The organism is Streptomyces sp. NPDC043854 (assembly GCF_056436005.1).
The window spans coordinates 1-12,349 of sequence record NZ_JBWKDK010000080.1; the positions used below are offsets into that span (position 1 = coordinate 1).

Genomic DNA, 12,349 nt, shown 5'->3' on the forward strand with positions numbered 1-12,349 from the left:
AAAGAACGCCTGCCCGACGGTTGTCCTCCGGCCTCCAGAACCCCGTACTTTGGTGTCCTCGGCCCCGCAGAAGAGCAGCGGACGGCCCCCGGTGCGGGCGGACATCCCCCCCACCAGCGGGTCGTCGGCGTTGAGGACGGCGACTCCGCCGTCGGCCGCGGCGGGCAGGGCCTCGACCAGCTCGCCCTTGGCCCGGGCGATCTGCTCGCGGCCGCCGAACTCGCCGATGTGGGCGGTGCCGACGTTGAGCACGACGCCGATGCGCGGCGGGGTCAGGCCGGTGAGGTAGGCGATGTGCCCGATGCCGCGGGCGCCCATCTCCAGCACCAGGTGCCGGGTCTCCTCGGTGGCGCGCAGCGCGGTGAGCGGCAGGCCGATCTCGTTGTTGAGGGAGCCGGGCGTCCACACGGTGGGTGCGTGGGCCTGGAGCACCTGGGCGATGAGGTCCTTGGTGGAGGTCTTGCCGGCGGAGCCGGTCAGGGCCACCACGTCGGTGCCGAGTCGCTGCACGACGGCCCGGGCGAGGGCGCCGAGCGCCTTCTCGACGTCGGGGACGACGATCGCGGGGACGCCGACGGGCCGGGCGGCGAGGACGGCCGCCGCACCGGAGTCGACGGCCCCCTTCGCGTAGTCGTGGCCGTCGACGTGCTCGCCCGCGAAGGCGGCGAACAGGCTGCCGGCCTCCACCTGGCGGGAGTCGATGACGACGGGCCCGGTGATCCGCACGGACGGATCCGGTATGTCGTGGGGCCGCCCGCCGGTGATGTCGGCGATCTCGGCGAGGGAAAGGGCGATCACTGGTTCACCTCGGCCTGGGGAACGTTCACGTCGTCGTGCTGCCGCGCGGCGCGGTCGCGCGCGGCCTGTGCCTCGATCGCGGCGCGGAGCACCGCGCGGTCGTCGAAGGGCCGTACGACACCTGCGGTGTCCTGGCCCTGCTCGTGCCCCTTGCCCGCCACCAGCACGGTGTCGCCGGGCTCGGCGCGCGCGACGGCGGCGGCGATGGCCGCGGCCCGGTCGGCGTCGACGAGGACCTCGCCGCGCTCCTCGGCGGGCACCGAGACAGCGCCCTCGAACATGGCGGCGAGGATCTTCAGGGGGTCCTCGGAGCGCGGGTTGTCGGAGGTCAGCACGGCGGTGTCGGCGAACCGGGCCGCCGCGGCGCCCATCGGGCCGCGCTTGGTGGTGTCGCGGTCGCCCCCGCAGCCGAGGACGATGTGCAGCCGGCCGGCGGTGACCTCGCGCAGCGCCCGCAGCACCGATTCGACGGCGTCGGTCTTGTGCGCGTAGTCGACGACGGCGAGGTACGGCTGCCCCGCGTCGACCCGCTCCAGGCGGCCCGGGACGCCGGGGACCGCGGCGACGCCGTCGGCGGCGGTCTGCGGGTCGAGGCCGGCGGCGGCGAGGGTCGCGATCGCGGCGACGGTGTTGGCGACGTTGAACGGGCCGGGCAGCGGGGCCTTGGCCGACACGCGCTCCCCGTTCGGGCCGAGCACGGTCAGCGTGGAGTCCATGTGCCCGAAGACGACGTCCTCGGCGCGCCAGTCGGCGGCCGGGTCCCCGGCGGCGGAGAAGGTGACGACCGGGATCGCGGACTCCTTGGCGAGGCGGCGGCCGTACTCGTCGTCGACGTTGACCACGCCCAGGCGGGCGCGGCGCTCGGTGAAGAGCCGGGCCTTGGCCTGGAAGTAGTCCTCCATGTCGGAGTGGAACTCCATGTGCTCCGGGCTCAGGTTGTTGAAGACGGCGACGTCGAAGACGCAGCCGTCGACCCGGCCGAGCACGAGGGCGTGGCTGGAGACCTCCATGGCGACGGCCTCGACGCCGCGTTCGCGCATGACCGCGAACAGGGCCTGGAGGTCGGTGGCCTCGGGGGTGGTCCGCTCGGACTTGATGCGCTCGTCGCCGATGCGCATCTCGACGGTGCCGACGAGCCCGGTGGTCCGGCCGGCCCCGCGCAGGCCCGCCTCGACGAGGTACGCCGTGGTGGTCTTGCCGGAGGTGCCGGTGATGCCGATCTGGAGCAGGCCCTCGCCGGGGCGGCCGTAGATCGCCGCGGCGAGCCCGCCCATCTCGGCGCGGGGGTCCGCGACCGCGAGCACCGGCAGGCCGGTCGCGGCGGCGCGCTCGGCGCCCGCCGGGTCGGTCAGCACGGCCGCGGCTCCCCGGGCGGCCGCCTGGGCCGCGAAGTCGGCGCCGTGCAGCCGCGCGCCGGGCAGGGCCGCGTACAGGTCACCGGGGCGCACGGCACGGGAGTCGTGCGTGATCCCGGTGATCAGCGGACCCGACGGCTCGGGCTCGGCTTCGAGGTCCACCAGGGCCGCGAGCTCCGGGAGCGGGGTCGGGCGGACGGTCGTGGGCCGCGGCGCGCCCGGCGGCGTTGCCGGGGCGTCGTGCTGGGCGGTTCTGGGCTGATCAGCGTGGGGCACGGCGGTGAGCGTACCCGGCGCGGCGGGCCGGTCGCGAAGTGAGGGCCCGCCCGGGACGGGGCCGGAGGGCTGGTTCCCGGGTTTCGGGGTGATCGTTGTCACTGGTCGTGCCTCACGGATCTTCTGGGACGGGGCGGCCGGGCCGGGAGGGTCACCGGCCGGGCTGCGGGGAGCTCTGGGGGGTGGCCTGCGGGCCGGGGTCGTAGGTGACCGGGAGGCCGGCGGGGGCGCTTCCGGTGGGGGCGACCTGGAGCGTCTTGAGGGCGAACTCCATGACCTTCTTGTAGATGGGGCCGCAGATCTGGCCGCCGAAGTAGTTGCCCTTGGTGGGGTTCTGGATGGCGCAGTAGACGGTGATGCGGGGGTCGTCGGCGGGGGCGAACCCGGCGAAGGAGGCGGTGTAGCCCTTGTAGCGGCCGGTGGCCGGATCCACCCGGTTGGACGTGCCCGTCTTGCCGCCGACGCGGTAGCCGGGGATGCGGGCCTTGGTGCCGGTGCCGTCCTGGTCGTCGACGACGGACTCCAGCATCTCCGAGAGGGTCTTGGCGGTCTCCCTGCTGATCACGCGGGTCTGCTCGGGGGCCGGGGCCGGGGTGAAGCGGCCGTCGGGGCCCTTGGTGCCGCGGACCAGGGTGGGCTCGATCCGGACGCCTCCGTTGGCGATGGTGGAGTACACGGAGGCCGCCTGCATGGCGTTGAGGGACAGGCCCTGGCCGAAGGGAATCGTGTACTGCTGGGAGGTCGACCAGGCCTCGGGGCGGGCCAGGATGCCGCGGGACTCGCCCGGGTAGTCCAGCCCCGTCGGCTGGCCGATGCCGAACTTGGTCAGGTAGGAGTGGAGCACCCGGTTGGCCTCGGGCTGGGTGGCGCCGAGCTGGCCGGTGGCCAGGATGGTGCCGATGTTGGAGGACTTGGCGAGGACCCCGTTCAGGGTCAGGTACCAGGTCGGGTGGTCGACGTCGTCCTTGAACAGCCGGTCGCCGCGGTGGAGCCGGTTGGGGACCTCGACGCGGGTGTCGGGGGCGGCCTTCTTCTCCTCCAGGACGGCGGCCATGGAGATGACCTTGGCGGTGGAGCCGGGCTCGTAGACGTCCTGGAGGGCCGCGTTGCCCATGGCGGCGGAGCTGGCCCGGCTGAGGTCGTTGGGGTCGAAGCCGGGGGCGTTGGCCATGGCCAGCACCTCGCCGGTGCGGGTGTCCTGGACGATGACGTAGCCGCGGTCGGCCTCGGACTTCTGGACCTGCTCGGTGATGGCGCTCTGCGCCGCCCACTGGATGTCCCGGTCGATGGTCAGCTCGACGTCCTCGCCGGGCACGGCGGGCTTCCCGCTGGACCCGGCGGTGGGGACGCGGCGGCCGCCGGACTGGGCGTAGGTGATCGTGCCGTCCTTGCCGGACAGCTTCCGGTCGAGGGCGGACTCCAGGCCGCCGGCGCCCTTGCCCTCGGAGTTGACGTAGCCCAGTATCCCGGCGGCCAGGTCCCCGCCCGGGTACACCCGCTTGCTGCTGTCCTCGTTGAACACGCCGGCCAGGACGTTGGCGCCGGGGCCGTTGTTCCGCTTGTCGGCGGCGGCCTTCTCGGCGAGGACCCGCTTGAGGTCCTTGATCTGGTTCCAGACCTGGGGGGTCTGGCGGCGGGCGAGGACGACGTAGCGGGTGTTCTTGGTCTTCAGCCGGGCGGCGAGCTCCCGGGCGTCGGCGTGCAGGATGGGCGCGAGGAGGGCGGCGGCCTGCTCGGGGGCGTCGGGGGCCTTGCTCTCCTGCGGGGTGAACATCTTCGGGTCGGCCGTGATGTCGTACGCGTCGACGCTGATGGCGAGGGCGACGCCCTTGCGGTCGGTGATCTCGCCGCGCTCGGCGGCCAGGGTGTGGCTGGCGAAGCGGTTCTCGGAGGCCTTGGCGGAGTACGTGGCGGCGTCGACGGCCTGGACCTGGAGCAGCCGGACGACGAAGGCCAGCATCACGAGCGTCAGCCCGACGCCGACCAGGCGCAGCCGGGGCCGTGGGCTGCCGAGCCGGATCGTGTGCGGGGTGCGGCCGGCCGGGGGCCTGCGGGCGAGGGGCCGGCTGCCGGGTCGCGGCCGGTCGCTGCCGCCGGGGCGGGGCCGCCCGGGGCCGGGCACCCGCCGCCGCGGGGTGTCCTGCGGGCTCACCGGGCCGCCTCCGGGCGCCGCCGCTGCGGCGCGCCTGCGTGCGCCCCCGTCCGGGGGGCCGGCGGTCCGGCGGAGCGGGCGTCGGCGGCTGTGGCGCGGGGGCGGGGGGAGGGTGGGGTGGGGAGGGGCCCCGGAGGGGTCCGCGTCACGACGTCACCTGCCTGGGTTCGGGGTGGGCTGGGGCCCCGGCCGGGGGGAGGCCGCCGCCGGGTCCGGCGCAGCGGGGGCGTTCGGCGGGGGCGGGCTCTGCGGCGCCGCCCCGGCGGGCGCCGCCCCGGCCGGCGCCGACGGGGCCCCGGGCGAGGCCGGGGGCGGTAGCGCAGCCGGGGGTGCGGCCGGGGGCGGGGGTGCGGCCGGGGGCGGGGCGGCCGGGGGTGCGGCCGGGGGCGGGGACTCCGCGACGGCGGCGGTTCCGGTGACCTTGCCGTCCGGGCCGATGAAGGCGGGGCTGCCGCCGGGGACCATGCCGAGCTCCTGGGCGCGCCGCTGGAGTGCGTCGGGCGCCGAGTAGGCGTCGACGTCCCGCTGGAGGGCCTGTTCCTCGTCGGTCAGCGCGGTGGTCTCCTTCTTCAGCCGGGCCAGCTGGAAGGAGCCCTCGTTCAGGGCGGAGTTCAGCAGCAGCAGGCTGATCAGCCCGCCGGCGAGCAGCGCCACCACGAGCAGGACGAACGGCGTGCGCGCCGCCTGTCCCGACGCGGGGCCGCGCAGTCGCCCCGGTCCCGCCGGCCCGGCCCCGCCCCTGCTCACAGGTTCGCCTCCCGGATCCGCTCCACCCCGCGGAAGCGGGCCGGGGCGGCCCGCCGGTTCTCGGCGATCTCCTCCTCGGTGGGCAGCTCGGCGCCGCGGGTGAGGAGCTTCAGCTTCGGCAGGTACTTCTCCGGGACCACCGGCAGGCCCGGCGGGGCGGTGGAGGCGGCCCCGGCCGCGAAGACCTGCTTGACGAGGCGGTCCTCCAGGGAGTGGTAGGAGAGCACCGCGATGCGGCCGCCGACCGCGATGCGGTCGACGGCCGCCGGGATGGCCCGCTCCAGGACCGACAGCTCGCCGTTGACCTCGATGCGCAGCGCCTGGAAGGTCCGCTTGGCCGGGTTGCCGCCGGTGCGCTTCGCCGCCTGCGGCAGGGCCTCGCGGATCAGCTCGACCAGCCGGGCGCTGTTGGTGAACGGCTCCTTCGCGCGCTCGCGCACGATCGCCGAGACGATCCGCTTGGCCTGCTTCTCCTCGCCGTACTGGCGCAGGATCCGTACGAGCTCGCCGGCCGGGTAGGTGTTGAGGACCTCGGCGGCGCTGATGCCGGTCGTCTGGTCCATGCGCATGTCCAGCGGCGCGTCCTGGGCGTACGCGAACCCGCGGTCGGCCTCGTCGAGCTGCATGGAGGAGACGCCGAGGTCGAAGAGGACGCCCTGGACGGCGGGGATGCCGAGGCGGTCCAGGACCTCGGGCAGCTCGTCGTAGACGGCGTGGACGAGGGTGGCGCGGTCACCGAAGGGGGCCAGCCGCTCGCCGGAGAGGCGCAGGGCCTCCTTGTCGCGGTCGAGGCCGATCAGGCGGGCCTCGGGGAATCGGGTCAGCAGGGCCTCGCTGTGGCCTCCGAGGCCGAGGGTGCAGTCGACGACGACGGCCCCCGGCTTCTGGAGCGCCGGGGCCAACAGGTCCAGGCACCGCTGGAGCATGACCGGGACGTGTCGGGACTCGCTGGTCAAAGCGCCCTCTCAGATAACGGCGCGGCAGGCAGACGCCGCGCCGCGCACGCGGAGTGTTACCAGGGGGCCGGGCGGCCGGTCAGGGCCGGGCTCCGGCCGGTTCGCGCCACTTTAGTGCACTGGTCGGCACGGTCAACGAACCGCCCGCGCGTGCCGTAGCGCCTGCCTCCCGAGGAACCCCCGAAAGCCGCGGATCACCCGGACGGGCGCCTCCCGCCCACTCCTGTGGGTTAGCTCACAACAAGGCCGGTTGACCTTCTTTGTCCACCCTCACTCCATGCCCGAACCAGCGGTGACCACTACCGTCGTATGCATGACGACTTCCGCATCCCTGCCCGCAGAGTCCACCGGACTGGCCTCCGGCGAGTCCGTCGCCGATCAGCTGGTAGCGGCGAACCGCAGGTATGCCGCGACCTTCAAGGATCCCGGCATGGACGCCCGGCCGGTGCTTCACGTCGCCGTCGTGGCCTGCATGGACGCCCGCCTCGACCTGCACGCGGCGCTCGGCCTGGAGCTGGGCGACTGCCACACGATCCGCAATGCCGGGGGCGTCGTCACCGACGACACCATCCGCTCGCTCACCATCAGCCAGCGTGCCCTGGGCACCCGCACAGTGATACTCATCCACCACACCGGCTGCGGTCTGGAGAGCCTCACCGAGGACTTCCGGCACGAGCTGGAGGACGAGGTCGGCCAGCGCCCCGCCTGGGCCGTCGAGGCCTTCCGGGACGTGGACCAGGACGTCCGCCAGTCCATGCAGCGGGTCCGGACCAACCCCTTCCTGCCCCACCGCGACGATGTGCGAGGCTTCGTCTTCGACGTGCACACCGGGCTCCTGCGGGAGATCGATCCGGCCTCGTGAGTGACACAGCCCCGTGACGCCGTCGACAATGCGGGGATGACGCCGCCCGGAAACCCGTCCGGGCCGGCGTCCGTGTTGGGGTGGGCCGTCATGCGCCAAGGACGTCGGCCCTGCCGGAAAGGGCCGAGGAGTACCAGGTGACGACGTATGACGACAGAGCGGGCCTCGCAGATCTGACGAGCACGGCCGAGCGGGTCCGCCACTCGGTCGAGACCGTGATCGAGGGCAAGCCCGAGGTCGTGCGGATCGCGCTGACCGTGCTGCTCGCCGAGGGCCACCTGCTGATCGAGGACGTGCCGGGCGTCGGCAAGACCATGCTCGCCAAGGCCCTCGCCAAGTCGATCGACTGCTCGGTGCAGCGCATCCAGTTCACCCCGGACCTGCTGCCCTCCGACATCACCGGTGTCAGCATCTACGACCAGCAGCGCCGCGAGTTCGAGTTCAAGCCCGGCGCGATCTTCGCCCAGATCGTCATCGGCGACGAGATCAACCGCGCCTCGCCCAAGACCCAGTCCGCGCTGCTGGAGTCCATGGAGGAGCGGCAGGTCACCATCGACGGCACGACCTACGCCCTGCCCAGCCCGTTCATGGTGGTCGCCACCCAGAACCCGGTGGAGATGGAGGGCACCTACCCGCTGCCCGAGGCCCAGCGCGACCGCTTCATGGCCCGCGTCTCCGTCGGCTACCCCAGCCCCGACGCCGAGCTCCAGATGCTCGACGTCCACGGCGGGCTGTCCCCGCTCGACGACCTCCAGGCCGTCGCGCACGCCCACGACATCACCAAGCTGATCGACGCCGTCCGCGACGTGTACGTCGCCGAGCCGGTCAAGCGCTACGTCGTCGACCTGGTCTCCGCCACCCGCAGCCACCCGGACCTGCGCCTGGGCGCCTCGCCCCGCGCCACCCTGCACCTGCTGCGCGCCGTGAAGGCCTCGGCCGCCCTGTCCGGCCGGGACTACGTCCTGCCCGACGACGCCCAGGCCCTGGCCGCCCCGGTCCTCGCACACCGGCTGCTGCCCACCGCGCAGGCCCAGCTGAACCGGCGGACCGCCGAGCAGGTCGTCCAGGACATCGTGCAGCGCACCCCCGTCCCGGCCGCACGGGGCCGCGGCGAGATGCCGCCCGCCGCGGGCGCCCGGGGCTTCTGATGGGAGCCGGTGCCCCGCGCGGCGCCGGCGGCGGGAGCCAGGGGCCGGGGACCGGCGGGCTGCGCGCCTCGCTGGCGGGACTGACCACCCGCGGCCGGTCCTTCCTGGCCGCCGGGATCGCCGCCGCCCTGTGCGCGTACGTGCTCGGCCAGGGCGAGCTGCTCCGGGTCGGACTGCTGCTCGCCGCCCTGCCACTGGTCTGCGTCCTCGCCCTGCACCGCACCCGCCACCGGGTCGCCGGCAGCCGCCGGCTCACCCCGGTCCGCGTGCCCGCCGGGGCCGAGGCCCGGGTGCAGCTGCGCGTGGACAACGTCTCCCGGCTGCCCACCGGCCTGCTGATGCTCCAGGACCGGGTCCCGTACGTGCTCGGGCCCCGGCCCCGCTTCGTCCTGGACCGGGTCGAGCCGGGCGGGCGCCGCGAGGTGTCCTACCGGGTCCGCTCCGACCTGCGCGGCCGCTACCCGCTGGGCCCGCTCCAGCTGCGGCTGACCGACCCGTTCGGGCTGGTGGAGCTGACCCGCTCGTTCAGCACGTACGACCTGCTCACCGTCGTCCCGCGGACCGAGGAGCTGGCGCCGTCCCGGCTGACCGGCGAGACCTCCGGCTACGGCGACGGCAGCCGGCGCGCGCTGGCCCTGGCCGGCGACGACGACGTGATCCCGCGCGGCTACCGGCGCGGCGACGACCTGCGCCGGGTGCACTGGCGCTCCACGGCCCGCTACGGCGAGCTGATGGTGCGCCGCGAGGAGCAGCCGCAGCGCAGCCGGGCCACCGTCCTGCTGGACACCCGGGCGGTCGCCTTCGAGGGCGCCGGCCCGGACTCCGCCTTCGAGTGGGCCGTGTCGGCGGCCGCCTCGGCCCTGGTCCACCTGCTCGAGCGGGGCTTCGCGGTGCGGCTGCTCACCGACACCGGGAACTCGGTGCCCGGCGAGGGCGGCGGCTTCTCCTCCGGCGGGTCGGAGTCCGCCGAAGCCTCCGGGCTGATGATGGACACCCTCGCGGTCGTCGGGCACTCCGACGGCGCGGGCCTCTCGCGCGCGTACGACGCCCTGCGCAGCGGCGGCGTGGACGGCGGCGGTGCGGGCTCCGGCGGAAACGGGCTGCTCATCGCCTTCTTCGGGGACCTGGACGGCGTACAGACGGAAATGGCGGCGAAGATGCGTGGGCGCAGCGGGGCCGCGGTGGCCTTCGTCCTGGACTCGGACCGGTGGGCCGGGCGGCCGGGCGCGCAGGTGGAGGAGCGGCTGCACCGGCTGCGCGAGACGGGCTGGACGGCGCTGGCCGTGCCGCCCGGGGCGGCCTTCGGTGACCTGTGGCGGCAGGCCGGCAGTGCACCGGCAGGTGCGGAGACCTCCGGAGGCCGGGTATGAGCGGGCAGGCGCGGCTGACGCTGTTCGCGGCGCTTGCGACGCTGATGACCTCGTGGTCGCTGGCCTCGCTGGTGGACTCGGCGGGCTGGCTGCTCCAGGCGGGGCTGCTGCTGGCCGTGCAGAGCGGGGTGGGGGCGGCGGCCCGGCGGGTGCCGATGGCGCGCTGGCTCACCGTCGCCTGCCAGGCGCTGGTGTCGCTGCTGGTGCTGATGTTCCTCTTCGCGGGGAAGGGCGAGTCCACCGGCACCGGGCCGATGGCCTACCTGGTGACGGACGTCGGCGCCCTGTTCCGGCGGGGCCTTCAGGACGTGGCCGAGTTCGCGATCCCGGCGCCGCTGACGGACGGCATCCGGCTGCTGCTGCTGGCCGGGGTGCTGCTGGTCGGGCTGCTGGTGGACCTGCTGGCGGTGACCCTGCGCAGCGCCGCGGCGTCCGGGCTGCCGCTGCTCGCGCTGTACTCCGTGGCGGCCGGGCTGTCCGGCGGTGTCGGCGGCGCCTGGTTCGCGTTCCTGCTGGCCGGCGGCGGCTACCTGATGCTGCTGCTGGCCGAGGGCCGGGACCGGCTGGCCCAGTGGGGCCGGGTCTTCGGCGCGGCCCCGCCCGGGCGGGTGTCGGCGGCCTCCGGGTACGGGGGCGGCGGCGCGGGCTCGGGCCAGGCGGTCTCCCCCGTGCGCACCGGGCGGCGGATCGGCGCGGTGGCGCTGGGCCTCGCGCTGGCGGTGCCGGCGGTGCTGCCCCCGCTCGGCGGCGGGCTGCTGGCCCGCCAGGGCGAGGCCGAGGGCGGCGGCACCGGGGTCGGCGGGACGATCTCGGCGGTCAACCCTCTCGTCTCGCTTCAGGGCAGCCTGAACGCGCAGGACAACCGGGTGGTGCTGAAGTACCGGACGGACAGCCCGCAGCTGAGCGAGCAGTACCTGCGCATCCTGGCGCTGGACGAGTTCAACGGGGTCAAGTGGGAGGCCTCGCCGCGCGCCCTGACCGACGTGCCCGAGCGGCTGCCGGCCCCGCCCGGCCTGGGCGAGCAGGTCCGCAGGAACGCCGTCGAGGTCCGCACCAACCTCTCCGCGGCCGACACGTACGCGCAGCGGTACCTGCCGATGCCGTACCCGGCGACGGGTGTGGACATCCCCGGCAAGTGGAGGTTCGAGCCGGTGGGCCGGACCCTCGTGGGCGACCAGCTGGGCAAGGACCGCTACCAGAACGTCCAGGGTGCGGCGTACAAGGTGACGAGCCTGCTGCTGCGGCCGACGGCGGCGCAGCTCCGGGCCGCCCCGGAGCCGGACCGGGCGATCCGCGAGGAGTACACGAGGCTGCCGGACAACCTGCCGCCGGTGGTCGCGGAGACGGCCCGGCAGGTCACCAAGGGCGCGAAGGACGACTACACGCGGGCGGTGAACCTTCAGGACTTCTTCGCCGTGAGCGGTGGATTCCGCTACGACACGAAGGTGGCCTCGGGGACGGGCCCGACGGCCATAGCCCGCTTCCTCCAGGACAAGGAGGGCTTCTGCGTCCACTTCGCGTTCTCGATGGCGGCGATGTCGCGGTCGCTCGGCATCCCGGCGCGGGTGGCGGTCGGGTTCACCCCGGGCGAGCGGCAGGCGGACGGCAGCGTCAACGTGACCATGCGGGACGCGCACGCCTGGCCGGAGCTGTACTTCGAGGGCATCGGCTGGACCCGGTTCGAGCCCACGCCGCGGCAGGGCATCAGCCTGCCCGACTACTCCCGCGCCGACCGGCCGGCGGCCCAGCCCTCGGCCCCGGCCCCGGTGCCCTCGCAGAGCGCGGCGCAGCCGTCGGCGGAGCCGTCGCAGGCCGACGCCTGCCCGCCCGAGCTGCGGAAGCTGGGCGAGTGCGGTGGCGCCGCGCCTCAGCAGAGCGCGGGCGGCAGGGGCGGCGGCCCGTCGGTCACAGCGGTCCTCGGCTGGACGGGCGCAGTGCTGGCGGTGCTGGCACTGCCGCTGCTGCCGGTGCTGTGGCGGAGCCGGGTCCGGGCCCGGCGGCTGGCCGCCGGCGGCATCCTGCCGGCCTGGCAGGAGCTGGGCGACGCCGCCTGGGACGTCGGCATCGCCCCGGACGGGGCCCTGTCGCCGCGCCGGGCCGCGTCCCGGCTGGTGGAGCTGGGCCGGCTCGAGCAGGACGCCGCGGAGGCGGTGCACCGGGTCGCCGGGGCGGTGGAGCGCGCGCTGTACGCCCCGCCCGGCGAGGACCCGTACCGGCCGGCGGCGGACGTGCTGCTGGCGCGGACGGCGCTGCTGGCCGGGGTGGGCCGCCTCGGCCGGCTCCGGGCGCTGCTGCTGCCGCGCTCCGCGGTCCGGCTGCGCTGGGCGGCCGCGGCGCGCCGCGACGCCTGGGCGGCGTCGGTGCGCGGCCGGCTGTCCGGGCTGGCGGCGCGGGTCCCGCGCCCGCGGCTGCGCCTGCCGCGCCGGCCGATGCGGGACCGCGGCTGAGAACGGCGCCCCGGCCGGATCCCGCCCTGCCGGGGCGCCGTTCCCACCGCGGCGCGGTGGCCCCCGTGGCCGGGGAGGCATGTGAAAACGCCGGCGGGGGGGGGGGGGGGGGGGGGGGGGGGGGGGGGGGGGGGGGGGGGGGGGGGGGGGGGGGGGGGGGGGGGGGGGGGGGGGGGGAGGGGGGGGGAGAGGGTGGCAGGGGGGGGGGGGGGGGGGGGGGGGGGGGGGGGGGGGTGTC

At 75.5% G+C, this 12,349-nt stretch carries 9 protein-coding genes; 4 read left to right on the top strand and 5 right to left on the bottom strand.

The annotated features are described in order from the left end of the window. From AC068A_RS35045 to rsmH, 5 genes are all read right to left on the bottom strand, one after another. On the bottom strand, positions 1–798 hold a 798-nt coding region (locus tag AC068A_RS35045), incomplete at its 3' end, for a UDP-N-acetylmuramoyl-tripeptide--D-alanyl-D-alanine ligase (RefSeq protein WP_478590339.1). After that, positions 795–2,531, bottom strand: a complete 1,737-nt coding sequence (locus tag AC068A_RS35050) for a UDP-N-acetylmuramoyl-L-alanyl-D-glutamate--2,6-diaminopimelate ligase (RefSeq protein WP_478590340.1) — start codon at positions 2,529–2,531, stop codon at positions 795–797. The genes AC068A_RS35045 and AC068A_RS35050, both read right to left, overlap by 4 nt. Positions 2,532–2,580: 49 nt before the next feature. Beyond that, positions 2,581–4,581 carry a peptidoglycan D,D-transpeptidase FtsI family protein gene (locus AC068A_RS35055; RefSeq protein WP_478590341.1) on the bottom strand — a complete coding sequence of 667 codons (2,001 nt, stop codon included), beginning with the start codon at positions 4,579–4,581 and terminating at the stop codon, positions 2,581–2,583. A gap of 153 nt (positions 4,582–4,734) precedes the next feature. Next, on the bottom strand, positions 4,735–5,328 hold the full coding sequence (ftsL, locus tag AC068A_RS35060) for a cell division protein FtsL (RefSeq protein ID WP_478590342.1): 594 nt from the start codon (positions 5,326–5,328) through the stop codon (positions 4,735–4,737). Then, the gene (gene rsmH / locus AC068A_RS35065; protein ID WP_478590353.1) at positions 5,325–6,254 is read right to left on the bottom strand and encodes a 16S rRNA (cytosine(1402)-N(4))-methyltransferase RsmH; all 930 of its coding nucleotides are present in this window, start codon (positions 6,252–6,254) and stop codon (positions 5,325–5,327) included. The genes ftsL and rsmH overlap by 4 nt, the downstream gene beginning before the upstream one ends. Positions 6,255–6,597: 343 nt before the next feature. Here rsmH and AC068A_RS35070 point away from each other — a divergent pair, with 343 nt between their 5' ends. The 4 genes from AC068A_RS35070 (at position 6,598) to AC068A_RS35085 (ending at position 12,111) form a co-directional block, all read left to right on the top strand. Further along, positions 6,598–7,146, top strand: a complete 549-nt coding sequence (locus tag AC068A_RS35070; RefSeq protein ID WP_478590343.1) for a beta-class carbonic anhydrase — start codon at positions 6,598–6,600, stop codon at positions 7,144–7,146. Positions 7,147–7,283: 137 nt separating this feature from the next. Further along, positions 7,284–8,294, top strand: coding sequence for an AAA family ATPase (locus tag AC068A_RS35075; RefSeq protein WP_478590344.1), 1,011 nt, complete (start codon positions 7,284–7,286; stop codon positions 8,292–8,294). Further along, on the top strand, positions 8,294–9,664 hold the full coding sequence (locus tag AC068A_RS35080) for a DUF58 domain-containing protein (protein ID WP_478590345.1): 1,371 nt from the start codon (positions 8,294–8,296) through the stop codon (positions 9,662–9,664). The genes AC068A_RS35075 and AC068A_RS35080 overlap by 1 nt, the downstream gene beginning before the upstream one ends. Next, complete coding sequence (locus AC068A_RS35085) at positions 9,661–12,111, top strand: transglutaminase TgpA family protein (protein WP_478590346.1); 2,451 nt, start codon at positions 9,661–9,663, stop codon at positions 12,109–12,111. The genes AC068A_RS35080 and AC068A_RS35085 overlap by 4 nt, the downstream gene beginning before the upstream one ends. The last annotated feature ends 238 nt before the right edge of the window (positions 12,112–12,349 follow it).

Excerpts from the sequence above, each read along its gene's own strand:
- rsmH (WP_478590353.1), bottom strand. The coding sequence starts at position 6,254 with ATGCTCCAGCGGTGCCTGGACCTGTTGGCCCCGGCGCTCCAGAAGCCG.
- AC068A_RS35070 (WP_478590343.1), top strand. The coding sequence starts at position 6,598 with ATGACGACTTCCGCATCCCTGCCCGCAGAGTCCACCGGACTGGCCTCC.
- AC068A_RS35080 (WP_478590345.1), top strand. The coding sequence starts at position 8,294 with ATGGGAGCCGGTGCCCCGCGCGGCGCCGGCGGCGGGAGCCAGGGGCCG.
- AC068A_RS35085 (WP_478590346.1), top strand. The coding sequence starts at position 9,661 with ATGAGCGGGCAGGCGCGGCTGACGCTGTTCGCGGCGCTTGCGACGCTG.